The sequence below is a fragment of the Kitasatospora sp. NPDC004272 genome (genome assembly GCF_053603035.1).
On record NZ_JBSGET010000014.1, the window covers coordinates 56,083 to 82,005 of the forward strand.

Consider the following 25,923-nt stretch of genomic DNA (forward strand, 5'->3'; position numbering starts at 1 on the left):
TGAGGGGGCGGCTGGTCCGGTGCGGGTGCGTCAGTTGGCGGCACCCTGACGGTGCCTCACTTGACGGCACCGGCGGTCAGACCGGCCACCAGGTAGCGCTGCAGCAGCAGGAATCCGGCGACGACGGGGAGGCTGACGACCAGCGAGGCGGCCATCACCTGGTTCCAGTAGACGTCGGTCTGCGTGGCGTACCCCTGGAGCCCGACGGCCAGCGTGCGGGTCTGGTCGTTGGTCATGACGGAGGCGAACAGCACCTCGCCCCAGGCGGTCATGAAGGCGTAGACGGCGACCGCGATGATGCCGGGCAGGGCGGCCGGGACGATGATCTGCACCAGGGTGCGGATCGGCCCGCAGCCGTCCACGGCGGCGGCCTCGTCGAGGTCGCGCGGGATGGAGTCCAGGTACCCGGCCAGCATCCAGATGGAGAACGGCAGCGAGAAGGTCAGGTAGGTGAGGATCAGGCCGCCGCGGCTGCCGTAGAGGGCGATGCCGGTCGAGTTGCCGATGTTGACGAAGATCAGGAACAGCGGCAGCAGGAACAGGATGCCGGGGAACATCTGGGTGGACAGCACGGTGATCGTGAAGATCTTCTTGCCGCGGAAGCGGTAGCGGCTCACCGCGTAACCGGCCAGCAGCGCGATCAGCACGGACAGCGCGGTGGCCGAGCCGGCCACGATCAGCGAGTTGGTGAAGTACTTCGCGAGCGGGACGGTCTTCCAGATGTCGATGTACGGCCGGAAGGTCAGCTCGCTGGGGATCCAGCGCCACGGGCCCTGGACGTCGCGCAGCGGCTTGAGCGAGGAGCTCAGCATCACCGCGACCGGGGTCAGGGTGAAGACGGCCAGCACCAGCAGCACGACCCGGCGCAGCCAGCGGAAGGAGGCGGGCGGGTTGATCATTCTGCGTCCTCCCGACGGCGGTTGGTGGCGAGCAGGTAGACCGCGGTCACCAGCAGCAGGAACAGCAGCAGCAGCACCGACATCGCGGAGCCCTGGCCGAAGTTCCAGGTGATGAAGGAGGACTGGTAGATGTGGATCGAGATCAGGTCCGCGGCCTGCGGGGCGGACTTGCCGAACAGCACGAACGGCGTGTTGAAGTCGTTGAACGTCCACAGGAAGAGCACCAGCACCAGCACCAGGTTGACCGGGCGCAGCGAGGGCAGGGTGATCCGGCGGATCTGCTGCCAGACGCCGGCGCCGTCCAGCGAGGCGGCCTCGTACAGCTCGCGCGGGATGTTCTGCAGGCCCGCGGTGAGGGTGAGGAAGGCGAACGGCCAGGACTTCCAGACCGAGACGGTCAGCAGCGCCCAGAAGCTGTTGTCGCCGATCAGCCAGAACGGCTTGTCGCTGGTCAGGTGCAGCTGGTCGTGCAGCACGTGGTTGATCAGGCCGGTGTCCCGCTGGAACATGAACGACCAGGTGATCACGGCTGCGAACACCGGCAGCGCGTACGGAAGCATGAACGCCGCCCGCAGCAGCCCGCGGCCGCGGAACGCGTCCTGGGTGAAGATCGAGGCGGTGACGCCGATCAGCCAGGACAGGCCCACCGACAGCACGGTGAACATGCAGGTCACCCAGAACGAGTGCAGCAGCGCCTTGCCGACCGGGGCGTTGAAGTCCAGCGCCACCTTGAAGTTGTCGAAGCCGGACCAGGGCGCCGAGCCCCAGTCGCGGATGAAGAACTGGGTCAGCTGCTTGAAGGCCATCACGATGCCGGTGACCATCGGCACCAGGTGGATCAGCAGCTCGGCCAGCAGGGCCGGGAGCAGCAGCAGGTAGGGCAGGGCGCTGCGCCCGAACTTCTCACGGATGCGCCGGCGGGCGGGGGCCGCCCCCTTCGGGGCGGCCTCCTTGCCGTTGCCGACGGCCTTGCGGTCGATCACTTTCTCGGACACGTTCGTCAGCTCGCCGGCATCTGCTGCTGGGCCTTGGACAGCTCGTCCTTGACCGTGGCCTCGGTGATCGGCTTGCCCGCGGCGGCGGTCGCCAGCAGGTTCTTGACCGCGGTGCCGATCAGGGTCTCGAACTGGCTCTCGCTCGGGACCTGCGGGAGCGGCGCGGCGCTCTTCTGCAGGACGCCCGCGAGGGTCTGCAGCTCCGGGGTGGAGAACGCGGCGTCGGACTGCGCGGCCTTGACCGACGGCAGCGAGCCGTAGGTGCCGTTGAGGGTCTTCTGCTCCTCGTCGCTGGTCATGAACTTCACGAAGTTCAGGGCGCCGTCGAGGTTCTTGGTGTTCTTGAAGACCGCCAGGTTGATGCCGGCCACCATCGAGGTGGTGGCCTTGTCACCGGTGGCGCCGGCCGGGGCCGGGACCGGGACGACGCCGTAGTCGTCGGGGTTCATGCCGTGCGACTTGAGGTTGGCGCCCGCGGACTGCCACATCAGCATCGCGGCCTTGCCGGTGGCGAAGTCGGTCACCGACTGGTTGGCGGCGTACTCGGCGTTGCCGGGGGCGGCGATCTTGTCGTTGGCGATGAAGTCGACGTACTGCTTGACCGCGGCGACGGCCTCCGGGCTGTCGAAGGTCGGCTTGCCCGAGGCGTCGAAGAAGCCGGTGCCGTGCTGCATGCCGAGGGTGAAGACGTTGTGCACGTTCTCCGAGACGTTGCCGCCCTCGATCGCGATGCCGTACTTGTCGCCCGAGGTCAGCTTCTTGCCGTCCTCGACGAGCTCCTCCCAGGTGGTGGGCGGGTTGGCGATCCCGGCCGCCTGGAACAGCTTCTTGTTGTAGTACAGGCCGTAGGCCATCGAGTACAGCGGGACGGCCGCCGGGTCCTTGCCCTTGGCGCCGGCCGAGGCGATGGTCGACTCCAGGAAGCGGTCCTTGCCGCCGATCTTGTCGAAGGTGGCCTGGTCGAACGGGAGCAGCGCGCCGGTCGCCTGGAGGGAGGCGGACCAGGTGTTGCCGATGTTCAGCACGTCCGGGCCCTGGCCGGACGCGGTGGCGGCGAGGATTCTGTTCAGCAGGTCGGACCAGGGGATCACTTCGAGGTTGACCTTGATGCCGGTCTGCGCCTCGAACTTCTTGAGCTCGGGCTCCAGCACCTGCTTGTCGTTCTCCAGGCTGCTGCCCTGGTTGGAGGCCCAGTACGTCAGGGTCTTCGGGCTGGAGTTGCTGCCGCCGCCGCTGTCGCCGCCGCCACAGGCGGAGGCGGTCAGAACGATCGCGGCGGTCAGGGCGAGGGCGGCGGAGATCCGGTGGGTGCGCATGGGAGGAGCCCCTCTCGGGCTGTCGTCTCGTGGGGGTGAAGAAGCAGTGGAAACTGCTTACTTCACGCCGAGATTTAACGTCTGAGAAAAGTAGACGTCAAGAGGCGCGACGGCGTAGATTCTGCAACGAAGAAGGGACACCGATGACACCGCGAGGCAAGCAGACCGTTCGCGACCTGCGCCGGAGCAGCCGTTCCACGCTACTGCGACACCTGTACTTCCACGGTCCGCTGAGCCGCCAGGAGCTGGGCACCGCCACCGGGCTGAGCGCCGGATCGGTCAGCAACGTAACGGGAGAGTTGCTCACCGACGGGCTGATCGAGGAGTGCGGATCCGTCGAGTCCGACGGCGGCCGCCCCCGCATCCTGCTCCGGGTCACCCCCGGCCAGGCCCACCTGGTCGGCATCGACATCGGCGAGACCCAGGTCCGGGTCACCCTGTTCGACCTCGCGCTCACCGAACTCGCCTCGGCCGACCAGCCGCTGCTCGCCGCGCACGACCCCGAGCGGGTCGTCCGGATGATCGCCAGCGGCCTCGACCAGGTGCTCGCCGCCGCCGGCGTCCCCGCCGAGAACGTGCTCGGCATCGGCATCGGCGTCCCCGGCGTCGTCGAGCAGGGCACCGGCGCCGACCCCGGCGCCGACGTCGTCGTGCACGGCCAGACCTTCGACTGGGACGCCGTCCCGTTCGGCCGCCTGCTGCGCGAGCACACCCCGCTGCCGCTGTACGTCGACAACGGCGCCAAGACCCTCGGCCAGGCCGAGATGTGGTTCGGCGCCGGACGCGGCAGCCGGCACGCCGTGGTCGCCCTGTTCGGCTCCGGCGTCGGCGCCTGCGTGATCGCCGACGGCGCCCGCTTCCGCGGCGCGAGCAGCTCGGCCGGCGAGTGGGGCCACACCAAGGTGCACGTCGGCGGCCGCCCCTGCCGGTGCGGCTCGCGCGGCTGCCTGGAGGCGTACGTCGGCGCCGAGGCCCTGGTCGAACGCTGGGACGGCACCGTGCCCGGCACCAGCGAGAAGGCCGGCCTGGCCGCGCTGCTGCGGGCCGCCGAGGAGGGGCGGCCCAGCGCCGTCGCCCTGCTCGACGAGGCCGCCGAACTCCTCGGCGCCGCCATCGCCGACCTGGTCAACCTCTTCAACCCCGAGCGGATCGTCATCGGCGGCTGGGCGGGCCTGCTGCTCGGCCCCCGGATGCTCCCCGCGATCGACGAGGCCGCGACCCGCTACGCCCTCTCCTACCCCCGCTCCCGCACCACCATCACCCTCTCCGACCTCGGCCCGGACGCGGTGACGCTCGGTGCGGCCACCCTCCCGCTGACCCACTTCCTGGACAGCGGCGGCGAGATGCCCGACCACCTGGCCACCGTCGCCGCCCTCTGACCCCGTCCCGCCCGCGCCCCGTCCCGCTCAAGACGGCGCGGGCGGGACGGTTCACGTCGCGGAAGGCGCAATCAGGGGCCCGGGGAACGGCGGGTCCGTGCTGCTGGTGGTCGGAGCCCATCGGAGGTTCGCGCTGCTGCGTGTAGCGAACGGAACCGGAAGCCGACGCGCTCACTCGGACCGACCGAACCCCCCGCTACCGCCCCGAGGCGCCGGGCACGGCCTCCGCACCGCGCTCGCCGATGGCGGCGACCAGCTCGCGGACGTGCTCGGTGGCCCGCGCCCGCGAGTCGAACGACAGCGTGACCCGGCGCGGCTCCGGCCCGCCGACCTCGATGTCGACCTCGTACTTCGGCTTCCCGCGGATCTCCCGCACGACGGCCGACACCAGCTTGCCGACACCGATCAGCACCAGGGCCACCAGCGCGATCAGCGGGCCGTCCGGCAGGGCCGCGGCGCTCCAGTTCAGCTGCACCCCGCCCGGGCCGGTCAACCGGACCAGCACCGGCACCCCGTCCGGACCGACCACCGCGTCCTTGTCCGGCCGGCCGGTGCCCTCCAGGCCCAGCAGTTCGATGCCGTCACCGAGGTGCGCCGGCCGCAACGCGACCATCCGGCGGCCGAACTCCTCGACGTGGCTCCGCGTCCGGCTCGTCGTCTCCTTCAGCCGCAGGACCCGGCCGCCGCGCAACCGCAACTCGATCAGCCAGCAGTCGAGCGTGCCCGGCCCGCCCCCTTCGCGGACCGCGACCACCTTGACCTGCCGCCAGGAAACCCGGCGGGAACGCCCGATCGACCGCACGACGATGCCGTGCCGGTCGACGACCAACCCCATCCGGGCCACCTGGAAGCACCACACCACGGAGGCGACCAGCAGGACCGCGTGAAACGCCCGCTCCCCGACCGCCGAACTGTTGGCCAGACTGGCGACCGAGATCAGGAGGAACCCCAACCCCACCCCCACCAGGGCTATTCGAGCGGGACTACTCCTCTTCACCGGCTTCATCGGACCCCCCACCGCGTCGTCCACCCGACGCCCGGGCCCGACCCCCCGGGACACCGAACCGTCGGCCCTGATGCCGACGTCATATCACCGATCCGTTCGACACGGGGCGGGTGGCGGACATTCGCGCCAGGGATCAGCTGGTGCCGAACTCGCCTGCGACGGCGGAGGAGACGAAGGCGGCCCAGGACGCGGGGGCGAAGCGCAGACGCGGCCCGTCGGGGTCCTTGGAGTCACGCACGGTGCCCGGACGGTTGGCGTCCACCTCGACGCAGGCACCGCCGTCATCATTGCTGTAGCTGCTCTTGATCCAGTTCTCAGGCGTACCGGTGGAGTGCATCCTCAGCAAATCCTTCCGAGGCAGAACCGATCACGATCTCGGTTTCCCGTGGAGACAGGGCCTGAGCCCGCAACAGATCGTGGTCCTTCCGGCAGCCCACGACGGTCTCCGCATCGTCGTACAGGCGTCCCCAGCGATCGCCCTCCTCATAGGCCGCCATCGACCCGCCCGAATCACCGGCTCGGTCTGAAGCAGGCCCGGGAACGACGGGGTGTACGAGGCGTGTTCCACCGCGCGGTCGTTCAGTTTGTGGAACGTGCTGTATTTCTCGGAGAACGGCTCCCGCTTCGCCAACTCGTAGAGCCTGCAGAACAGTCCGTCCGTCCCGAAGATGACGTCCAGCTTCTCCGACAGTCCTTCCGGGGGCTTGGAGACCCCACCTCGATCCGCGAGAGGTGCCCCTTGGAGAACTTGAGGATGTTTCCCAGGCTCTCCAGCGACATGCTGCCGTTCATCTCTCGGCAGCGGCGGATCCCGGCGCCGTAACCCGCCCCCACGGCACCGACGACCACCTGGCCGTCCTCAAGGCCCTCGCCCTCGGCGACCGCTGGGGACACACCTACTCCCCGCCCTCCCGCAACAACGGCACCGCCCGCGAAACCGTCTGGAGCGAGATCCGCACCGACCCGGCCCCCGCCCCTTCCGAGGGCTGAACCAGCCGCTCACGGAGCCGAGTCGGGGACGTCCTTGCTGCGGTCGTACGCCTGGATCGGGGTCATGGCGCCCAGGCCGGGGAGGGGGGCCGTGGCATCGTGGCTGACGTTGGCGCAGCCGCTGGTGTCGTCGGCGGTGCGGACGTCGGCGTTCTTCAGGGCGGCGGACCGGTCGGGGGCGGGTGTCGCGGGAGCGGTGCCGCCGGCGGTGGCGGGGTAGCTGGTGCCGGTGGTCCAGTCGGTGCCGATCAGCAGCTCGATCGAGCCGCCCTGCCCGGCGCGGACGGCGCCGGCGGGGAGGCCGAGGTCCGCCGCGACCTGTCGGGCGGCGGCTTCCTTGCCGGCGGGGTAGGTGACCGCGCTGCGGTCGGCGGTGACGCCCTGTCCGGTGGTGGTGTTCTTGGCGAAGCCGTCCTGCCGGAGCTTGTCGACGAGCGCCCCGGCCCGGCCGGTGATGCCGGTGCCGTTGCGCACCACGACGGTGATGCCGCTACGGGCCGGGCCGCTCGCGGCGGGGGACGTGGCGGACGCGGGGGACGTGGCGGCTGCGGGGGTCGACGGCGCCGCCGGGGCGGAGGGCGTGGCGGGGGCGGCGTCCGGGGCGGGGTCGCCGGTGAGCGGCCGGTCGTCCTTGATCATCCGGAACAGCTCGGTCGCGCCCGGGCCGATCACCCGCCGGTTGGTGTCCGCGGGGTCGGGCACGACCTGCATGGTGGTGAAGGTGATCCGCTCGGTGGGCACCTTGCTGATGTCCTCGCCGAGTCCGACCAGTCTGGTGATGCCCTTCAGTCCGGGGTCGACGGTGAGCGCGCTGGTGGCCGCGTTGGCCAGCGACAGCAGTTCGGCCGGGTTGGTGAGCGTCCCGGCGCTCTTCAACTGGCGGATCATCGAGCCGAGGAAGAGGTGCTGGGCCGAGGCGCGGCCGATGTCGGTGCCGTCGCCGAAACCGTACCTGGTCCGGACGAACTGGAGCGCCGCCATGCCCTGCAGGGTGTGTTCGCCCTTCGAGAGCTTGAGGTGCGAGCGCGGGTCGTAGATGTTGTCGTCGACGCAGACCGGGACGCCGCCCACCGCGTCCGACATCTTGATCACGCCGCCGAAGTCGACCTGGACGAAATGGTCGATCGGCAGGTCGGTCAGCTTGCGCACGGCCGCCACGGTGCAGCCGGGGCCGCCCTGCAGGGAGGAGTTGATCATGGCGTGCTTCTGCGCCTTGAACACCTGCTTGCCCGACTCGTCCTTGCAGGCCGGCAGGTCGGTCCGCAGGTCGCGCGGGATGCTCATCACGGTGGCGTTGCTGCGGTCCGCGGAAACGTGCAGCAACAGGTTGACGTCGGCGTTCGCGCCGCCGCCGCACTCGGCGCCGCCGATGTTGCAGTCCTCCGGGTTGTCGCGGGTGTCGGAGCCGATCACCAGCACGTTGATGGGGGTGCGGCCGAAGGCGTCCGGCGTCTCGTGCCCGGCGTCGCCCTCCTCGCCCGCGAACAGCGGCGCCTCCTTGATGTTGGCGTTCAGCCGGTAGTAGACGTAGCCGCCCGCCGCGACGGTCAGCACCACCACCCCGGCCGTCCCGTACACCAGCGCCTGCTGCCAGCGCCGCATCCGCCGCCGGCCCCGCCGTCCCCGCCGCCCCCGCTGCCGGGCCGCCTCCCGCCGCGCGGCCCGGCCGCCGGTCGTGCCGTCCGCCGCCGCGCCCCCGGGCCCGTCCCCCGCCGGCCGGGCGGTCCCGGCCTGTCCGCGCTTCACATCGCACCCCCGTGGCCCGGCCGTTCCGGGCTCGTCCACCCCTATAGATGCGCGGCCCCCCACGGGTGTTTCACGGCTCTCCGAACACTTTTCCGGCCCGCCCCGGGACGTCCCGCCCGGGGCGGCGCCGGGACGCGGTTCAGGCGGCGCCGGGACGCGGTTCAGGCGGTGCGGGCGTCGTAGCTCTCGCGGTGGGCGAGCACGTCGTCCATGTGCCCCTCGGCCCAGGCTTTGACGCCGCGCACCATCCCGTGCAGCGACCGGCCGAGGTCGGTCAGCTCGTAGGAGACCGTCACCGGCACGGTCGCCACCACGGTGCGCGAGACCAGGCCGTCGCGCTCCAGGGAGCGCAGCGTCTGGGTGAGCATCTTCTGGCTCACCCCGGCCAGCAGGCGCCGGAGTTCCGAGTAGCGCATCGCCCGGGGCTCACCGGCGCAGTCGGCGCCGGGCTCCTGCGGGCCGCCGCCGCCGAGCGCGGCCAGGACCAGCGTGACCCACTTGTCGGAGATCCGGTCCAGCAGCTTGCGACTGGGGCAGACCGCGAGGAAGGCGTCGTACTCCGCCTTGGCCCGGGCCCGCTGCTGGGCCGCCGTCGTCGTCGCCATCCGGACCTCTCCTCCCACCCACCCGGGGGTGCCCTACGCACTTCGAAGTGCCCGCTTCCCGAAAGGAAGTTGCGAACTAATGATGGGGCAAGGAGCTCCCGGGAACCACCCCCGGTCCGACAGGAAAGGCACCACATGAACACCCCGTCCGCGCCGCTCCCCGGCGGCACCTGGTCCCTGGGCGACCTGCCCGTCAGCCGGTTCGGCTACGGCGCCATGCAGCTCGCCGGCCCCGGTGTGATGGGTCCCCCGGCCGACCGCGAGGGCGCGCTCGCCGTCCTGCGCGAGGCCGTCGACCTCGGCATCACCCACGTCGACACCGCCGACGCCTACGGGCCGCACGTCACCAACCGGCTGATCCGCGAGGCGCTGCACCCGTACCCGGACTCGCTGCGCCTGGTGACCAAGGTCGGCGCGACCCGCGACGCGGCGGGCGGCTGGCCCCCGGCGCGCAGGCCCGAGGAGCTGCGCCGGGCCGTCCGGGAGAACCTGGAGAACCTCGGCCTCGACGCGCTGGACGTGGTCAACCTCCGGCTCGGCGACGCGGCCGGCCCGGTGCCCGGTTCGCTCGGGGAGGCGTTCGGGGCGCTCGTCGAACTCCAGCGGCAAGGGCTCGTCCGGCACCTCGGCGTGAGCAACGCGACGCCGGAGCAGGTCGCCGAGGCCCGTTCGATCGCACCGGTCGTGTGCGTGCAGAACATGTACAACCTCGCCCACCGCCAGGACGACGCGCTGATCGACGAACTCGCCGGGCAGGGCATCGCCTACGTGCCCTTCTTCCCGCTCGGCGGCTTCAGCCCGCTGCAGTCCTCGGCGCTCACCGCCGTGGCCGCCCGGCTGGGCGGGACGCCGATGTCGGTCGCCCTGGCCTGGCTGCTGCGGCGGTCGCCGAACATCCTGCTGATCCCCGGCACTTCGTCGGTGGCGCACCTGCGCGAGAACGTCGCGGGCGCGGGGCTCCGGCTCTCCGCCGACGACCTCGCCGAGCTGGACGGGATCGGCCGCTGACCCGCACGCCTCCGGCCGGGCCGCTGCGGGGCGAGAGCGCTCCGCCCCGCAGCTGCCCGCCCCGCAGCTGCCCGTCCCGCAGCTGCCCGGCCGGGGGCGGCCGTCAGAAGTCCACCGGCTCGCGGATCAGCGGGCAGGTCATGCAGTGCCCGCCGCCGCGCCCCCGGCCGAGTTCCGCGCCGACGATGGTGATCACCTCGATGCCGGCCTGGCGGAGCAGCGCGTTGGTGGTGGTGTTGCGGTCGTACGTGATCACCACGCCCGGTTCGAGCGCGACGGCGTTGTTGCCGCTGTCCCACTGCTGCCGCTCGGAGGCGTAGACGTCGCCGCCGGTGCCGATCACCCGCAGCGCGGGCAGCCCCAGCGCCTCGGCCACCACCTGGGTGAACGGGCGGGAGCCCTCGTCCACCACCTCCACGCCGGGGGCCCGGTCGGTGGGGTAGAGGGAGAAGGCGTGCACCCGGTCCATGATCGCCGGGTAGAGGGTGACGGTCTCCCGGTCGGCGAAGGTGAACACGGTGTCCAGGTGCATCGCCGAGCGCAGCTTGGGCATCCCGGCGACCACCACCCGGCGGGCCGCGCCCCGGGCGAACAGCGCGGCGGCGACCTGGGTGATCGCCTGCCGGGAGGTCCGCTCGCTCATGCCCATCAGCACCACGCCGTTGCCGATCGGCATGACGTCGCCGCCCTCGAAGGTGGACTGGCCCCAGTCCCGCTCGGGGTCGCCCCACCAGACGGTGGCGCCGGTGAAGTCCGGGTGGAAGGCGTACACCGCCTTCATCAGCAGCGTCTCGTCGTGCCGGGCGGGCCAGTACAGCGGGTTGAGGGTGACGCCGCCGTACAGCCAGCAGGTGGTGTCGCGGGTGTAGAGGGTGTTGGGCAGCGGCGGCATCAGGTACTCGCGGACCCCGGTGGCCTCCCGGGCCAGCGCCAGGTAGCCGGAGCGGTACTCCTCGGGCAGGTCGGTGGTGGCCAGGCCGCCGATCAGGAACTCGGCCAGCGCCGCCGGGTCCAGCGTCTCCAGGTACTCCCGGGTGCCGTCGACCAGCCCCAGGCCGACCTGGTCCGGGACGATCTTGCGGTCCAGCAGCCAGTCCCGGGCGCCCGGCACCGCGACGGTCCGCGCCAGCAGGTCGTGCAGCTCGACCACCTCGACGCCGCGCCCGGTCAGCCGGTCCACGAAGTCGGCGTGGTCGCGCTGGGCGTTCTCCACCCACATCACGTCGTCGAACAGCAGGTCGTCGGCGTTGCCGGGGGTGAGCCGCCGGTGCGCGAGCCCCGGCCGGCAGACCAGCACCTTGCGCAGCCGGCCCACCTCGGAGTGGACACCCAGAGCGGTCGGAGCAGTCATCAACGCGATCCCTTCGCAACGTACGGAACGGAAGTCATCTCGACGGGGCGGACCCGACGGCCGCCGGTCTCACAGGTCGATCCACCCGGCGGCCAGCGCCACCACGCCCACCACCGCGCCGGCCACCGACACCACCAGCACCACCAGTTCGCGCGGCGAGAACAGCCGCCGCCCCTGCTCCCGGCGGGCCATCACGAACAGCACGGTCGCGGGCGCGTAGATGATCAGCGACACCAGCAGGTACGCCCAGCCCGCCGCGTACACCAGGAAGGCCGTGTACGCCGTCGCCAGCCCGGACACCAGCCAGGCCCCGGCCCCGGCCCGGTCCTGCCGGGCCACCAGCACCGCGTACCCGGCGGCCAGCAGGTACGGGATCAGGCTGAGCGTGCTGGTCAGGTCGAGCGCGAAGTCGAAGGCGTCGTCCGAGAAGGCCGTCACCACCAGCATCACCTGCGACAGCGCGGTGGTCAGCAGCAGCGCGGGCACCGGCACGTCCTGGCCGGTGGCGCGGGCCAGGAAGCGCGGCATGTCCTCGTCCTTGGCCGCGACGAACAGCACCTCGGCGGCCATCAGCGTCCACGCCAGGTAGGCGCCTAGCACCGAGACGATCAGCCCAACGCTGACCAGCACCTTCCCCCAGGTGCCGACCGCCGCCTCCAGCACGCCCGCCATCGACGGCTGCCGCAGCACGGCGATCTCGCCCATCGGCAGGATGCCGTACGAGACGATCGTCACCGAGGCGAACACCGCGAAGACGCTCAGGAAGCCGAGCACGGTGGCCCGGCCGACGTCCGAACGCCGCTTCGCGTGCCGGGAGTAGACGCTCGCGCCCTCCACCCCGAGGAACACGAACACGGTGGCCAGCATCGTCCCGTGCACCTGGTCGTACAGCGAGCCCGCGTAGGAGGCGCCCTGGAAGTTGGCGGCGAACACGTCCGCCTTGAAGGTGAACAGCGCCAGCAGGACGAACACCAGGATCGGCACCAGCTTGGCCACCGTGACGATCCGGTTGATCATCGCGGCCTCCTTCACGCCGCGCCGCACCAGCAGGAAGAAGCCCCACAGCCCGCACGAGGACAGCACCACCGCCAGCGCCGTGTCGCCGTCCCCGAGCGCCGGGGCGAGCGCCCCGACCGTCGACATGATCAGCACCCAGTACGTCACGTTGCCGACGCAGGCGCTCGCCCAGTAGCCGAACGCCGAGAAGAAGCCCAGGTACTCGCCGAAACCGGCCTTCGCGTAGGCGTACACGCCCGCGTCCAGCTTCGGCCGCCGCACCGACAGGGTCTGGAACACCAGCGCCAGCATCAGCATGCCCGTCCCGGCGATCAGCCAGGCGATCAGCGCGCCCAGCACGCCGGTCTCCTGCGCGAACCGCCCCGGCAGCGAGAAGACCCCCGCGCCGACCATCGAACCGACCACCAGCATGGTCAGCGTCGGCAGCGCCAGCTTCGCCGCCGCGACCTCCGGCCCCCGGACCGTCTCCTCCGTCGCCACCCGCACCGCTCCCTCTCGCTCGCGACGCCCGGGCACCCCGGACGCCCCGGACGCCCCGGACGCCCCGGAAACCGCGGGCGCCACCGCCGCGGGCGGAACGCTACCAACCGAATGTCCGATTCACCCGACTATGTACCCCGTCCGCGCGCCGCCCCCGACACCGTCCATAGCCTCGCCCCGGGACCGCTCCCCCACCCCGCTCCCCTGCCCCGCACCCCCGCCCCCGCACCCCCGCCGACCCCCGTCCCGGCCCGCCGTAGGCTGATGCCCCGTCACGTCCGCGACGGTTCCGCAGTGGCGCGGGCCGGCGGTCCGGCGGTCGATGGGAGACGGGCATGGAATTCACCGAACAGGACGGCCCGCTGCGCCTGGTGGTCACCGGCGGCGGCACCGGCGGGCACACCTACCCCGCGCTGACCGCGGTGCGGGCGCTGCAGGAGCGGCTGGCCGCGCGCGGCCGGGCGGTCGAGGTGCTGTGGATCGGCACCGCGGCCGGCCTGGAGGCCCGGGTCGCCCCCGCCGAGGGCATCCGGTTCGCACCCGTCGCGACCGGCAAGATCCGGCGCTCCTCCAACCCGCTGAAGCTGGTCTCCCCGGCCAACGTCCGGGACATGTGCCGCGTCCCGCTCGGCGCCTGGCAGGCCCGCGCGCTGATCGCCGAGTTCGCCCCGGACGTGGTGCTGGCCACCGGCGGCTACGTGGCGGTGCCGGTCGGCCTGGCCGCCCGCTCCTGCCGGGCCCCGCTGGTGGTGCACGAGCAGACCGTCCGCCTCGGGCTGGCCAACAGGGTGCTGGCCCGCGCCGCGACCCGGGTCGCGGTCTCCTCGGAGTCCACCCTGCCGCTGCTGCCGAAGTCCGCCCGGCCCACCGCCGCGGTGACCGGCAACCCGGTGCGTCCCGCCGTGCTCGCCGGGCAGGCCGACAAGGCCGTCAGCGCCCTCGACCTGTACGGGTTCAACCGCTCGCTGCCGACGGTCTACGTCACCGGCGGCGCCCAGGGCTCGGTGCAGATCAACACCCTGGTCTCGGCGGTCCTGCCCGACCTCCTGCAACGGGCCAACGTCGTCCACCAGTGCGGCCCGGCCAACGAGGCCGCCCTGCGCGAGCACGCCCGCGCGCTGCCCCCGCACCTGGCCGGCCGCTACCTGCTCACCGGCTACCTCGGCGCCGAACTCCCCGACGTCCTGGCCCTCGCCGACGTGGTCGTCAGCCGCAGCGGCGCCGGCACCCTCGCCGAACTCACCGCCCTCGGCAAGGCCGCCGTCTTCGTCCCGCTCGCCTCCTCCGCGGGCAACGAGCAGGCCCACAACGCCACCCACCTCCAGCAGGCGGGCGCCGCCACCGCCCTCCTCGGCGACGTCACCCCCGCCGACCTCCAGGCCGCGCTCGCCCCCCTGCTCGCCGATCCCCGCCACCGCGCGACGATGGCCGCCAACTCCCGCGCCCACGGCCGCCCGGACGCCGCCGACCGCCTCGTCGACGTCCTGCTCTCGGTGGTCGGCACCCGCCGCTGAGCCCCGGCCGGGGGCCGTCCGACCCCGGGGCGGTCCCCGTCAGCGGTGCCTGCCAGCGGTGCCCGTCAGCGGTGCCTGCGCGGCCGGGGCGGACCGCCGTCGACGAACCCGACCGGCCCGCGGGACGGCAGCAGGAGGGTCAGCGCCACGGAGGCGACCACCCAGACGAGCACACCGAGCAGCACCGCGAACAGGCCGGACATCCGGGTACCGGAGAGCAGGACGGTCGCGAGGGCGCCGTTCGCCAGACCCGCGCCGACCGCCGTCTGCACGTCGGGCCGCTGCCGCGCAAAGACCCGGCCGAGCCTGCGGACGAGGGGGCCCTGCACCATCCACAGGACGGGAGCACCCACGAGACCCAGGATCAGCACCCCCCACCAGGGCAGCGGCGTGAAGAACAGGAACAGCGGACAGGAGAGCACGGTCACGCCCAGGGCGACGGCGAGCCCGGCCATCTCCTCCTCGTCCTCCTTGACGGACCGGTCGACCTCCGTCCCGAAAGCCAGGGCCAGACCCGTGACGACGGCGACCAGAACCGCCCAGAACACGGGCCACCCGGCAAAGGCGAACAGTTGGACGCCGATCAGCACGGCGCCCGCCAGCGCGCTCCGCCCGATGGCGGCCGGTTTCTTCACCAGTGCTTCCCCGGCACCGTCCTCCTGCCCCTCCTGCCCCTCCTGCGCCTCCTGCTCCTCCGGCTGCTCGTCGACCGGTGCGGGCGCCCGCGGCACCGGCGCCCGCACCGGCACCCGGCGGACCGGGGCACCGGCCGGGGGCGCGTCGAGCACCGTCGGCGGGAACGGGCCCGCCGGTTCGGCCCGGTGCGCGGTCTCGGTCGCGGCGGCGTGCAGGCCCGGGGACGGCGGGCGGGGCGGGGCGGGGCGGGGCTCCTGCGGACGGCCCGCCAGCAGGGCCGTGACCGCCTCGATCACCTCGGCGGTGCCGGCGGGCCGGTCCGCGGGCTCCTTCTCCAGGAGGTGCAGGACGAGCCGGTCGACGTCGGCGGGGACCGCGGCGCGGTGCCGGCCGGGCGCCTCGGGCCGCCGGGTCAGGTGCTGGTGGAGGACGGCCAGCGGGGCGCCGGTGAAGGGCGGCCGGCCGGTCAGCAGGGTGTGCAGCAGGCAGCCGACGGCGTAGAGGTCGGCGGCGGGCCCGATGTCCCGGTCGCCCCGGGCCTGTTCGGGGGCCATGTAGGCGGCGGTGCCGACGGCGTGGCCGGTACCGGTGAGCGCGAGGTCCTCGTACAGGTGCTTGGCGATCCCGAAGTCGAGGATCTTGACCGTCCCGTCGGCCAGCAGCATGGCGTTGGCCGGCTTGATGTCCCGGTGCACCAGCCCCGCCCGGTGCGCGGAGGCCAGGCCGGTGCACACCTGGAGGACCCATTCGAGGGCGTCCCGCACCGGCGGCAGGGCACCCTCCGCGACCACCTCGTCCAACGACCGGCCGTCGAGGAACTCCATCACCAGGAACGGCGCGTGGCCGTCCTCGGGGCCGGTCCGCCCCAAGTCGTGGATCGTCACGATGTGCGGACTGCTGAGGTTGCCCGCGGCCCTGGCCTCGGCGGCGAACCGCTCCACGCTGACCGAAGCCGAGTCGGCGTTCGTCAGCAACTTCACCGCCACCGGCCGACCGACCCGCTCGTCGAAGGCCCGCCACACCTGGCCCATCCCGCCGGACCCCAGAACCGACTCCAACCGGTACCGGCCGTCCAACCTCGTTCCGTGCATCTCCACCCCGTCACGGCCTCGGCAACGCGCCCCTCCAGCCGTGCACTCTATCCAGCCGACCGACCCCCCACCCCGGCCCGACCACCCCGCAGAACACCGCAGCCCCCGGGCCGTTGCCCCCGCCCGGATGCTGCACGCCAGGTCACCGACCGTCCGACCCGCTCCTCCACGGTGGGCCGCCAGGGGTTCGAACTCCCTCCGGCGTCCTGGTCCGAGTTCGACATCAGATCTGGACCACGTGGACGTCCCGGGCGTCCAGGGCCTTCAGGCAAGCCGTGAGGTCAGCCGGGCCGCTGGTGAAGACAACAGCGCTGCCGTGTCGGGCCGCAGTCAGCGCGACCAGGGCGTCCACGGCGCCCGGACGCTTCTTCGGAGGCAACTCGGCCGCAGCGAGCGCGCTACCGATGCGCTGCCGCTCGGCCAGATCCGGCCCGGTCGCACACACGATGCAGACCGTCTGTCCAACGCGCGCGAATTGCGCCTCAGCGGCTTCCACCTCGGCCATCTGCCGGGTAGCGGCGTTGACGAGATAAGCCGAAACGTCCAGCCCCGCGCGCTCGGCATGCTCCCGAATGCGCTCGGCGTGATCGCTGTCGAGGCTGATGCTGATGCTGGTCCTGGCCGTGCCACCGGCTTATTACGCGTATTACGCCCCGCCAGGCACCTTCCGCCCGGCGATCGCCGGCAGTGCACGACCGCGCCCCCTGAACACGCCGTCGAGCCCTCCGCGGCCACCGCCCTGACAACACGTCAGCACACCGGCGGATGCCCCACCCCAAAAGCACAGCAGCACCCCGAGCCAGGGAATCAGCCGGGGTGCTGCGTACAGGTCAGAGGCGGTATGACCGCCACGTTCCAGGTGGGCCGCCAGGGGTTCGAACCCTGAACCTACGGATTAAAAGTCCGCAGCTCTGCCAATTGAGCTAGCGGCCCGCGGCAGGCGCGAACCGGGTGGGAGAGCGCCTGCCGGGGTGATCCTACCTGGTGCCCGGTGGGGGAGGAGCAGTGGATTGCCGGGCGGGTCGCGGGGGTTCGCGGCCGGGGGTGGCGGGCGGTCAGGCCGGGGGGAGGTGGGCGGTTCGGACGCGTTGGAGCCAGGCCTCGACGGGGCGTTCGTCGGGGGCGGCGGGGAGGACGCCGGGGCGGTCGAAGCGGGTCTCGGCGTCGGCGAGGAGGGCCGTGGCGTCCTCCGGGCGGTCGGCGTAGCGCTCGCCGAGGGCGCGGACGTGCTCCGGGTCGGGGAGGCGGATCTCCAACCGGCCGGTCTCGTGCAGGGCGACACCCTGCCGGACCAGCCGGACCAGGTGCCGGGCGTGCTTGGCGGCCCCGGCCCGGCCCGCCAGGTCGGTGCGGTCGCGGGCGGTGAGTTTGCGGAACTGCTGGCCGGCGTAGCCCAGGTAGGAGCGCCGGACGGCCGGGCCGCACAGGAGGGCCTCCCGCAGGCCGATCAACTCCTCGCCGAGCGGCGTCCGGACTTCGTACAACTCCGCGGGCAGCCAGACCAGTTCGCTGGCGGTCGGGTTGCCGGAGAGGGCCAGTCGGCACCACTTGGCGGCCTCGTGCAGGGTGCGGTCGGGCCGGGTGGTGACGTGCGACTCGGCGGGGCGGTGCAGGCCGTGGAAAGCGGTGGTGGGCGCGGCGAACAGGCCGAGCCGGTCGAGGTCGGACCCGGCGTGCGCCAGGCCGTACGCGGTGGAGCCGACGATGCCGGAGAGCAGGACGTGCACGGGCGAACGCCTCCTCGGCGGTCGTGGACGGGCAGGAGCGGCAGGAGTGGCAGTGTGTCCCGGACCGGACCGCCCGCGCGAGCGATTTCCGCACCGGGGACAGGGCCGCAGGGCCACGGGCGGGCGGAAGGCGCGGCCCGGACGGCCGGACGGCGGGCCCCGGGAGACAGAACCCGGCGTACGGGCCGACTCCGGGCCGGGTTACCGGTCGCGGACCGGCCCCGCGCCGATACTGGCCCCATGGCGAACGGCGAGGTCCCGGCGGCGAAGCTGCGTGCCTGGTGGGCGCACCGGCAGTGGTTGGACGGCGGGCGGCACCGGGGCGCGTCGGCGGCCGAGGTGCTGGCGGCGACGGGGTGGGCCCGGTCGGGCGGCGGTTCGGCGCCGTACCTGGGGCTGTTCGCCCGGGCCGGGTTGCGGCGGGCGGAGGTGGACGCGGCGCTGGCCGCGCTGGAGGTGCAGGAGCTGCCGGCCGCCCGGGGACGGAGCTACCTGCTGCCCGCCGACGACTTCGCGCTGGGCCTGGCGGCGGGCGCGGGTGCGGTGGAGACGGAGCTGGGCGCGGCCGAGCGGCAGCTCGGGGTGTCCCGGGACGAGATCGAGCAGCTCTGCCTGGCGGTGTCCCAATTGCTCTCCCCCACCGAGCCGTTGACCTCGGCCGAGCTGCACGCGCAGGCCGGTTCGGCGGTGCGCGCGCTGGGTGGGGCGGGCCGTCGGCGCGGGGTGGCGACCACGCTGCCGCTGGCGCTCGACCTGCTGCGCTCGCGCGGCCTGGCCCGCCGGGTGCCGCTCGACGGGCGGCTCGACCGCCAGCGGCACGGGTACCTGCGCTGGGACCGGGCCGTGCACGGGGAGGCCGCCGACCTGGCCCGGCGCTACTTCGCCTGGGCGGCCCCGGCCTCGGTGCGGCACTTCCGCTGGTTCTCCGGCTTCGGCGCCGCGACCGCGAAAGCCGCGCTGGCCCCGCTGGAACTGGTCCGGCTGCCCGGCACCGAGCTGCTGCTGCCCGCCGAACTGGCCGACGGGTTCCGCCGGGTTCGCCGTCCCGGCCGAGCCCGCGTACGCCCTGCTGGCGGCCGCCGACGGCCTGCACCTGCTGCACCGCGACCTGGCCCGGCTGGTCGACCCGCGGGACGCGGACCGGCCCGTCCCGGCCGCCCGGCCCGAGCGGGGCCTGGGCGCGGAGCGCGACCCGCGGACCCACCTGGTGGTGGACCGGGGCCGGATCGTCGGCTTCTGGGAGTACGACCCCGAACTTCCGGAGCTGGTGCACCAGTTGTTCGTGCCGATGAACCCCGCCCTGCGGGCCGCGATCGACGCCGCCGGGGACTTCGTCCGCACGGACCTCGGCGACGCCCGCGGCTCGGGCCCGGACTCGCCGCGCGGCCGGGCCCCGCGGCTGGCCGCGCTGCGCGCCGCAGGCGAGTGAACCGCCTTTCCTACTCCGGGAGTTCGAGCGGAAGGTAGCCGTAGCCGGTGGAGTTCGGGACGGCTGCGCGCAGACCGTCCAGCAGTGCCTTGGGCGGCGCGGCGTACACCGTGGTGTAGTGGTGCTCGCCGAGCGCCGGATCGTTGGCCCAGGCGGGCCGCTCCTCGGCGGGGGTGGTGGCGAAGTGCCCGTCGGCGCCGTTCCGGTTCCCCCGGCCGTCCAGCCGCACCCACCACGAACTGCCGGGCAGCAGAACGCCGTTGAGCCCGTGCAGGACTTCGAGCCGCTGGTAGCACAGGCCCGCCGGGATGCCGTTGGCGCGCAGCAGCGCGGCCAGCAGGTGCGACTTGCCGTGGCAGATCGCGTTCCCGGCGGCGAGCACGTCGGAGGCCCGGTAGGCGGCCGACCAGCGGCCGACGTCCGCCGAGTGGTCGATCCGGTCGCGGACGTACTCGAACACCGCCTCGGCGGTCCGCACCGGGTCGTCCTGCCGCAGCCGCGCGGCGAGGGCGACGATCTCGGGATGGCCGTGGTCGACGGTCTCGTCCGCGGCGAGGTACGCGGACGGGTCCGACCGGTCGGCCCGCAGCGGGCCGTGGGGGGAGACTGAGAGATCCATGGCAGTGATGCTCGGCCGCCGACCGCCCGGCCCGCAAAGGGATTCCAGCGGGTGGGATAGCGTCGGGACGAGACCGTCGTGGACGAAGGAGCGGACGACATGGCGCAGGACGCGGAGCGGGACGAGGTACTGGTGGTCACCGGCGGCGGCCGCGGCATCGGGGCGGCCACCGCGCTGCTCGCCGGCGAACGCGGCTACCGGGTGTGCGTCAACTACCGCAGCGACCAGGACGCGGCGGACGCCGTGGTGGAGCGGATCCGGGCCGCCGGCGGCACCGCGATCGCCGTCCGCGCGGACGTCTCGCGCACCGCCGGGGTGACCGCGCTCTTCGACGCCGTCGACCGCGAACTCGGCACCCTCACCGCGCTGGTGAACAACGCGGGCACGCTGGAGCAGCAGTGCCGGCTGGACGAGCTCGACGAGGACCGGCTGAACCGGATCTGGGCCGCCAACATCACCGGCCCGTTCCTGTGCGCGGCCGCGGCGGTGCGCCGGATGTCCACCCGGTACGGCGGCCGGGGCGGCGCGATCGTCAACGTCGGCTCGGCGGCGTCCCGGCTCGGCTCGCCGAACGAGTACGTCGACTACGCGGCGTCCAAGGGCGCCCTGGACTCGATGACCACCGGCCTGTCGCTGGAGGTCGCGGCCGAGGGCATCCGGGTCAACGCCGTCCGCCCCGGCCTGATCCACACCGGCATCCACGCCCTCGGCGGCGAACCCGGCCGGGTCGACCGGGTCGGCCCCAACCTCCCGATGGGGCGCGGCGGACAGCCCGAGGAGATCGCCGAGGCGATCCTCTACCTGCTCTCCCCCGCCGCCTCGTACGTCACCGGCGCCTTCCTGGACGCGGCCGGCGGACGCTGACCGCCCCGCCCCGGCCCGGCGCCACCCGGTCCCGCCTCGGTACCGGTTCGGTGAACGCCCCGGCCCGACGTCCGCCCCGGCGCCTACCGTGGGACGCATGACCGAGACCGAGATCGCCGCCGCGCCCTTCCTCGACATCCCCGACGTCCCCAACCTCCGCGACGCCGGGGCCGGCGTCTACCGCCCCGGGCTGCTCTACCGCTCGGCCACCCTCCACCACCTCACCGACGAGGGCCTGCGGCGCTTCGCGGAACTCGGCGTCCGCACCGTCCTCGACCTGCGCAGCACCCCGGAGGTCGAGGCGCACCCGGACCACCTGCCGGACGGCGTCGACTACCTGCACCTGCCGATGCTGCCCGACCCGGCCACCACCGACCGGGTCTGGCCCGAGGACCAGGCCGCGCTCTACCCGTTCATGGCCGAGACCGGCGGCATCGCCGTCGCCGCCGCCGTCCGCGCCCTGGCCACCGGCGCCCCGCTCCTGGTGCACTGCGCCGTCGGCAAGGACCGCACCGGCCTGACCATCGCCGTCCTGCAGACCCTGGCCGGCCTCCCGCTCGAAGCCGTCACCGCCGACTTCCTCCGCTCCAACCCCGGCCTCGGCCTCGACCGGGGCCCCGTCCCCTACTTCGACACCGCTGGCGTCGAACGCCTCTCCCGCCCCGTCGAAGCCGCCCACCTGCACGCCGCCCTCACCCACGCCACCACCCGCCACGGCTCCCTCGCCGCCTACCTCCGCGACCACGGCGCCACCGACACCGACCTCGCCACCCTCCGCACCCTGGGACCCGCCTGATCGCGGCGCGGCCGCCCCGGCGTCCCACCACGACGTGCCCCGCCCGCGAGCCGCCCGGGTGTCCCAATCGCCGTTCCCCGGGCGGTGGGCGGCTCGTTAGGAGCGTTACCGTGGGCGGGACGTCCATCGGTGTGTCCGGCTTGTCGTCGTGAAGGTGTGCGGTCGTGAGGCCGTGCAGTCGTGAAGGAGTCCGTTCCATGGCCCGTTTTCCCGCCACCGCCGCCGTTGCCGCCACCGGGCTGATCGGTGGGTACGCGACCGCGCGGTTCAGTGGCCGTCGCGAGCTGGGGGGCGCCGTGCTGGCGGTGGCCGGGGCGGCGGCCGCGGTGCGCTGGGGGCGGCGGTCGGGGGTGCCGGCCGCGGCGGGGCTGACCGCGCTGTACCTGGGGGCGTTCGGCGGCTCGCACCCGCTGGCGAAGAAGATCGGGGCCTGGCCGGCCGTGCTGACCGTGACGGGTGTGGTGGCCGCCGCCTCCGCGCTGGCCACCGGCGACTGAGCGGGGCCGGTCAGCCGGCGAAGCGCCGTTCGAAGGCCGTCCGGTTCGCGGAGGGCGAGTTGCGGTCCCAGACCGCGAACACCACCCGGTCGAAGGCCGCGCCCCACGCGTCCAGGGCGTGCCCGAAGGCGTCCGCGACCTCGACCGGGTCGTTGCGGAACACCCCGCAGCCCCAGGCGCCCAGCACCAGTTCCCGCCCGCCGTTCTCGGCGGCGACGGCCAGCACCCGGGCGGCCCGGGCGGCCAGCACCGGGGCGAGGTCGAGCCGGCGGCCGGGCGAACGCAGCGCCAGTTGGCCCGCGTTGGGCGCGGGCGAGGTCAGGAAGCCGACCCGGTGGGTGCGTTCGAGCAGGTCCCCCCGGGCGTCCCGGATCACCGGCACGCCGGGCGACCAGATCACCCGGTGGCTGTAGTGCAGGTCGGTGGAGGCCCGGTGCGCCTCGTAGTAGTCCGGGGCCTCCAGCAGGCAGCGGTAGAGCAGCGCGGTGCGGCAGACGTCCTCCTCCTGGGCCTTCGCGCCGCGCAGGTACCCGCCGCCGGGGTTGCGCGCGGACGCGAAGTTGAGCACCGCGACGCCGTTCCCGCCGTCCTCCACCAGCCGCCGGGCGGCCTGCATGCTGCCCTCGCCGGTCACCTCGACCACCGCCCCGGCCGCCAGCGGCCCCGGGCCGGGCCCGAACTCCGCGTCCGCCGGGTACGAGACCGTGCCGGCCCTGGCCTCGGCCAGCTCCTCGGCGATCCGCACCACCGCCCCGCCCGGGCTCCGGTACTCGCCCCGGTCGGCGATCTGCTCGTTCTGCGCGGCCACGGCCTGCTGCCTACTGCTCATGCCTGGGCACGCTAATCGCCAACTCCCGCGTCCACCAATGATTTTCGGCCCGGAAACGCGGGCGGGCCCGCCCCACCGAAGTGGAGCGGGCCCGGTCCTGCCGGCCTGCGGCAGGTCAGTTCTTCCAGCGCGGCTTGCGGTCGCCGCCACCGTTGTAGCCGCCGCGGTCGTCACGGTTGAAGCCGCCGCGCTCACGGTCGCCACCGAAGGAACGGCCGCCGCGGTCGTCACGGTTGAAGCCGCCACCCTGCGGGCGCCCACCGGAGCGGTGGTCGTCGCGCCGCACGAACGGACGGCTGCCGCCACCGGTCTGGCCGCGGTCCCGGTCGCCGAACGAACGGCCGCCGCGGTCGTCGCGGTTGAAGCCGCCACCCTGCGGGCGGTCGCCGAAGGAACGGCCACCGCGGTCGTCCCGGTTGAAACCGCCGCGCTCGCCACGGTCCCGGTCGCCGAACGAACGGGCCGGACGGTCGCCGCCGAAGGAACGGCCGCCACGGTCGTCCCGGTTGAAGCCACCGCGCTCACGGTCGCCGCCGAAGGAACGGCCGCCACGGTCGTCCCGGTTGAAGCCACCGCGCTCACGGTCGCCGCCGAACGAACGGCCACCACGGTCGTCCCGGTTGAAGCCACCGCGCTCACGGTCGCCGCCGAACGAACGGCCACCACGGTCGTCACGGTTGAAACCGCCGCGCTCGCCGCGGTCCCGGTCGCCGAACGAACGGCCACCGCGGTCACCGCGGTCGTCCCGGTTGAAACCGCCGCGCTCGCCGCGGTCCCGGTTGTTGTAGGCCGGGCGCTCGCTGCGGGCCTCGCGGTAGGACGGGGCGCGCTCCTCGGTCACCGGCTCGGCCTCGGCCGGGGCGGCGACGGCGGCAGCGGGGGTCTCGGCGTCGGCCTCGGCGGCCGGCTCCTCGTCCTCGATGCCGAGCTCGGCCCGCTCGCGGGCGGCACGGGAGGCCAGGCGGTCGGCCTCCTCGCGCAGCTCGGTGGCGCGGCGCTGGGCGCGCTCCAGCTCACGGGTGAGCTCGGCGACCTCGCGCTCGGCGGCGCCGGCGATGCCGGACGCGCTCTCGGCCTGGACCTCGACCAGCGAGCGGGCGCCGGTGATCTTGGCGACCTCGGCGTCGAAGGCGTGGTCGAGGATGTGGCGCGAGGCGTCGACGCCCGCGTCCTCCATCAGGCGGAACACGCCGCGGCGCTGGTGCGGCAGCACCAGGGTGACGACGGTGCCGGAGCGGCCGGCCCGGGCGGTGCGGCCGGAGCGGTGCAGGTAGTCCTTGTGGTCACCGGCCGGGTCGACGTTCAGCACCAGGTCGATGCCGTCGACGTGGATGCCGCGGGCGGCGACGTCGGTGGCGACGACCACGTTCAGGTAGCCGTCCTTGAAGTCGCCGAGGACGCGGGTGCGGGCGCCCTGGGTCATGCCGCCGTGCAGGGCGTCGGCCTTGACCCCGGACTCCACCAGCTGCTGGGCGACCCGGTCCGCGCCCATCTGGGTGCGGACGAAGATGATGGTGCGGCCCTTGCGGGCGGCGATCGCGCTGGTGATCGGCGCCTTGTCCTTGGGCTTCACGACCAGGATGTGGTGGGTCATGGTGGTGACCGCGCCGGCCGACGGGTCGACCTCGTGGGTGACCGGGTTCTTCAGGTAGCGCTTGACCAGGGTGTCGATCTCGTTCTCCAGCGTGGCGGAGAACAGCAGGCGCTGGCCGCCGGCCGGCACCAGGTCGAGGATCTCGGTGACCTCGGGCAGGAAGCCCATGTCGGCCATCTGGTCGGCCTCGTCCAGGACGGCGATCTCGACCTCCTCCATCTTGGCGGAGCCGCGGTTGATCAGGTCGCGCAGGCGGCCGGGGGTGGCCACCAGGACGTCGACGCCGCGCTCCAGCGCGTAGATCTGGTTCGACATCGAGGTGCCGCCGCAGACCACCTTCAGGCGCAGGCCGAGCACCGAGCCGAACGGCTCCAGCGCGTCGGCGACCTGCATGGCCAGCTCGCGGGTCGGGACGAGGATCAGGCCGCGCGGGTGCTTGGCCTTGGTGCGCTCGCCACCGGCCAGGCGGGTCAGCAGCGGGAGGCCGAAGCTCAGGGTCTTGCCGGAGCCGGTGCGGCCGCGGCCGAGCACGTCCTTGCCGGCCAGCGCGTCCGGGATGGTCGCGGCCTGGATCGGGAACGGGGTGGTGACGCCGCGCTTGGCGAGCGCCCGGACGACGTCGTCGTGCAGGCCCAGGTCACCGAAGGTGATGGTGGGCTCGGCGTCGGTGTCGTCGGCGCTGTCGTCGGCGTCGGTGTCGGTGTCGAACTCGGCGCCGGCGTCGGTGAGCTCGGCGAGCTCCGCGTCCAGCGCGTCGGTGTCGAGGGAGTCGGTGTCGGCGGCGTCGGAGCCGTTCGCGGGCATGGCGAAGCGGGCGTCGTCAACGAGAGACATGCAAAACCTTCCGGAAGTGGCACGCGCCAAAGTCCGGTGGGTCTGTTGAAAAACCGCCTCTATGCGGTCAGCCACGGATCGCCGGAACGCGCCAAGGGCGCTCAAAGGTGTATGAGGAGCGCCAGCCAAATAGGATCAAACGAACGATCTACCACCATAGGGGAACCTCGGGATCAGAGGCAAATCCCCTGGTCAGCACCCTCGAACGAAGGCCCGGACGGCGACCGCCCGGCCCCGGCCGCCCGGACCGCCACCACCCGGACGGCGGCGGGCCGGACGACCGGCCGCTCAGTGCGCCGACGGCGACTCGCTCGGCGCCTCCGACCCCGGGCCGCTGGGCGTCGCGGACGGCACCGCCGAGTGCGAGGAGGCCGGCGGGCTGCTCGGCGGGCTCGGCGGCACCGCCGTCCCGCCCCCGCCGCCGGAACCACCGGACCCGCCGGAGCCGGCGGGCTGGCTGGGCGCCGACGAGGACGGTCCGGACGGCGACCCGGCCGGGGCCGGACCGCTCGCCGAGGGCCCGGGCACCTGGACGGGCCCGCCCGGCACCCCCTCCGCCGGCGGCGCGGACCCGGGCGCCGGGGCAACCGTGCCGGACGGGGCGCCCGGTGACGCGCCGTCAAGGCTCAACGCGCCGCCGTGCTCACCGGACCGGGCGCCCGGCCGCACCGCCGGCGCGCCGCCCGGCAGGGCCCGGGCCG

At 73.6% G+C, this 25,923-nt stretch carries 22 protein-coding genes, 1 tRNA gene and 1 pseudogene; 8 read left to right on the plus strand and 16 right to left on the minus strand.

Annotated features, from left to right (window positions below):
• Positions 1-56: 56 nt before the first annotated feature.
• The 3 genes from ACWEO5_RS07140 to ACWEO5_RS07150 are packed head-to-tail and all read right to left on the minus strand — an operon-like array spanning position 57 to position 3,210.
• The gene (locus ACWEO5_RS07140) at positions 57-899 is read right to left on the minus strand and encodes a carbohydrate ABC transporter permease (protein ID WP_123553590.1); all 843 of its coding nucleotides are present in this window, start codon (positions 897-899) and stop codon (positions 57-59) included.
• Complete coding sequence (locus ACWEO5_RS07145) at positions 896-1,894, minus strand: carbohydrate ABC transporter permease (RefSeq protein ID WP_380240737.1); 999 nt, start codon at positions 1,892-1,894, stop codon at positions 896-898. The genes ACWEO5_RS07140 and ACWEO5_RS07145 overlap by 4 nt, the downstream gene beginning before the upstream one ends.
• Positions 1,895-1,899: 5 nt before the next feature.
• On the minus strand, positions 1,900-3,210 hold the full coding sequence (locus ACWEO5_RS07150) for an ABC transporter substrate-binding protein (RefSeq protein WP_452160921.1): 1,311 nt from the start codon (positions 3,208-3,210) through the stop codon (positions 1,900-1,902).
• Between the two features lie 143 nt (positions 3,211-3,353).
• On the opposite strand from ACWEO5_RS07150, the gene ACWEO5_RS07155 reads away from it, so the two are divergent.
• Positions 3,354-4,589 carry an ROK family transcriptional regulator gene (locus ACWEO5_RS07155; protein ID WP_344556176.1) on the plus strand — a complete coding sequence of 412 codons (1,236 nt, stop codon included), beginning with the start codon at positions 3,354-3,356 and terminating at the stop codon, positions 4,587-4,589.
• Between the two features lie 196 nt (positions 4,590-4,785).
• Here ACWEO5_RS07155 and ACWEO5_RS07160 read toward each other — a convergent pair whose 3' ends face one another.
• From ACWEO5_RS07160 to ACWEO5_RS07175, 4 genes are all read right to left on the minus strand, one after another.
• Positions 4,786-5,586, minus strand: coding sequence for a hypothetical protein (locus tag ACWEO5_RS07160; RefSeq protein WP_452160923.1), 801 nt, complete (start codon positions 5,584-5,586; stop codon positions 4,786-4,788).
• 142 nt (positions 5,587-5,728) lie between these two features.
• Positions 5,729-5,932: a DUF397 domain-containing protein gene (locus tag ACWEO5_RS07165; RefSeq protein WP_452160925.1), complete on the minus strand. Its 204-nt coding sequence runs from the start codon at positions 5,930-5,932 to the stop codon at positions 5,729-5,731.
• Between the two features lie 662 nt (positions 5,933-6,594).
• Positions 6,595-8,187: an LCP family protein gene (locus ACWEO5_RS07170; protein WP_452160927.1), complete on the minus strand. Its 1,593-nt coding sequence runs from the start codon at positions 8,185-8,187 to the stop codon at positions 6,595-6,597.
• 305 nt (positions 8,188-8,492) lie between these two features.
• The gene (locus tag ACWEO5_RS07175) at positions 8,493-8,936 is read right to left on the minus strand and encodes a winged helix-turn-helix transcriptional regulator (protein ID WP_452160929.1); all 444 of its coding nucleotides are present in this window, start codon (positions 8,934-8,936) and stop codon (positions 8,493-8,495) included.
• 135 nt (positions 8,937-9,071) lie between these two features.
• Between ACWEO5_RS07175 and ACWEO5_RS07180 the strand changes: the two genes are divergently transcribed.
• Positions 9,072-9,944, plus strand: coding sequence for an aldo/keto reductase family oxidoreductase (locus tag ACWEO5_RS07180; RefSeq protein ID WP_452160931.1), 873 nt, complete (start codon positions 9,072-9,074; stop codon positions 9,942-9,944).
• 103 nt (positions 9,945-10,047) lie between these two features.
• Here the strand turns inward: ACWEO5_RS07180 and ACWEO5_RS07185 are convergent, their stop codons facing one another.
• Together ACWEO5_RS07185 and ACWEO5_RS07190 are read right to left on the minus strand one after the other, a co-directional pair.
• Positions 10,048-11,295: an arginine deiminase gene (locus ACWEO5_RS07185; protein WP_452160933.1), complete on the minus strand. Its 1,248-nt coding sequence runs from the start codon at positions 11,293-11,295 to the stop codon at positions 10,048-10,050.
• A 69-nt stretch (positions 11,296-11,364) separates the two neighbouring features.
• On the minus strand, positions 11,365-12,723 hold the full coding sequence (locus tag ACWEO5_RS07190) for a basic amino acid/polyamine antiporter (RefSeq protein WP_452160956.1): 1,359 nt from the start codon (positions 12,721-12,723) through the stop codon (positions 11,365-11,367).
• Between the two features lie 404 nt (positions 12,724-13,127).
• Between ACWEO5_RS07190 and ACWEO5_RS07195 the strand changes: the two genes are divergently transcribed.
• On the plus strand, positions 13,128-14,306 hold the full coding sequence (locus tag ACWEO5_RS07195) for a UDP-N-acetylglucosamine--N-acetylmuramyl-(pentapeptide) pyrophosphoryl-undecaprenol N-acetylglucosamine transferase (protein WP_452160935.1): 1,179 nt from the start codon (positions 13,128-13,130) through the stop codon (positions 14,304-14,306).
• 65 nt (positions 14,307-14,371) lie between these two features.
• Here ACWEO5_RS07195 and ACWEO5_RS07200 read toward each other — a convergent pair whose 3' ends face one another.
• The 4 genes from ACWEO5_RS07200 to ACWEO5_RS07215 all read right to left on the minus strand — a co-directional run bounded on the left by ACWEO5_RS07200 (position 14,372) and on the right by ACWEO5_RS07215 (position 17,760).
• On the minus strand, positions 14,372-16,033 hold the full coding sequence (locus ACWEO5_RS07200; protein ID WP_452160937.1) for a serine/threonine-protein kinase: 1,662 nt from the start codon (positions 16,031-16,033) through the stop codon (positions 14,372-14,374).
• 223 nt (positions 16,034-16,256) lie between these two features.
• The gene (locus ACWEO5_RS07205) at positions 16,257-16,538 is read right to left on the minus strand and encodes a hypothetical protein (RefSeq protein ID WP_452160939.1); all 282 of its coding nucleotides are present in this window, start codon (positions 16,536-16,538) and stop codon (positions 16,257-16,259) included.
• A gap of 355 nt (positions 16,539-16,893) precedes the next feature.
• Positions 16,894-16,966 (minus strand) — tRNA-Lys (locus ACWEO5_RS07210).
• A gap of 122 nt (positions 16,967-17,088) precedes the next feature.
• The gene (locus tag ACWEO5_RS07215; RefSeq protein WP_452160941.1) at positions 17,089-17,760 is read right to left on the minus strand and encodes a nucleotidyltransferase domain-containing protein; all 672 of its coding nucleotides are present in this window, start codon (positions 17,758-17,760) and stop codon (positions 17,089-17,091) included.
• 240 nt (positions 17,761-18,000) lie between these two features.
• On the opposite strand from ACWEO5_RS07215, the pseudogene ACWEO5_RS07220 reads away from it, so the two are divergent.
• Positions 18,001-18,759: pseudogene (locus ACWEO5_RS07220) on the plus strand (DNA glycosylase AlkZ-like family protein); the annotation flags it as partial.
• 208 nt (positions 18,760-18,967) lie between these two features.
• Complete coding sequence (locus ACWEO5_RS07225) at positions 18,968-19,189, plus strand: hypothetical protein (RefSeq protein ID WP_452160958.1); 222 nt, start codon at positions 18,968-18,970, stop codon at positions 19,187-19,189.
• Between the two features lie 10 nt (positions 19,190-19,199).
• Here ACWEO5_RS07225 and ACWEO5_RS07230 read toward each other — a convergent pair whose 3' ends face one another.
• Positions 19,200-19,808: a transglutaminase-like domain-containing protein gene (locus tag ACWEO5_RS07230; RefSeq protein ID WP_452160943.1), complete on the minus strand. Its 609-nt coding sequence runs from the start codon at positions 19,806-19,808 to the stop codon at positions 19,200-19,202.
• Positions 19,809-19,907: 99 nt separating this feature from the next.
• On the opposite strand from ACWEO5_RS07230, the gene ACWEO5_RS07235 reads away from it, so the two are divergent.
• From ACWEO5_RS07235 to ACWEO5_RS07245, 3 genes are all read left to right on the plus strand, one after another.
• Positions 19,908-20,672, plus strand: coding sequence for an SDR family oxidoreductase (locus ACWEO5_RS07235; RefSeq protein ID WP_452160945.1), 765 nt, complete (start codon positions 19,908-19,910; stop codon positions 20,670-20,672).
• Between the two features lie 97 nt (positions 20,673-20,769).
• Complete coding sequence (locus tag ACWEO5_RS07240) at positions 20,770-21,468, plus strand: tyrosine-protein phosphatase (RefSeq protein WP_344558635.1); 699 nt, start codon at positions 20,770-20,772, stop codon at positions 21,466-21,468.
• Positions 21,469-21,665: 197 nt separating this feature from the next.
• Entirely contained in the window at positions 21,666-21,965 is a 300-nt protein-coding gene (locus ACWEO5_RS07245; RefSeq protein WP_344558633.1) for a hypothetical protein, read from the plus strand.
• Positions 21,966-21,975: 10 nt separating this feature from the next.
• Here the strand turns inward: ACWEO5_RS07245 and ACWEO5_RS07250 are convergent, their stop codons facing one another.
• Both ACWEO5_RS07250 and ACWEO5_RS07255 read right to left on the minus strand, forming a co-directional pair.
• A complete protein-coding gene (locus ACWEO5_RS07250; protein WP_452160948.1) occupies positions 21,976-22,794 on the minus strand; it encodes a TIGR02452 family protein in 819 nt (272 codons plus the stop codon).
• 115 nt (positions 22,795-22,909) lie between these two features.
• Entirely contained in the window at positions 22,910-25,222 is a 2,313-nt protein-coding gene (locus tag ACWEO5_RS07255) for a DEAD/DEAH box helicase (RefSeq protein ID WP_452160950.1), read from the minus strand.
• Positions 25,223-25,923: the final 701 nt, after the last annotated feature.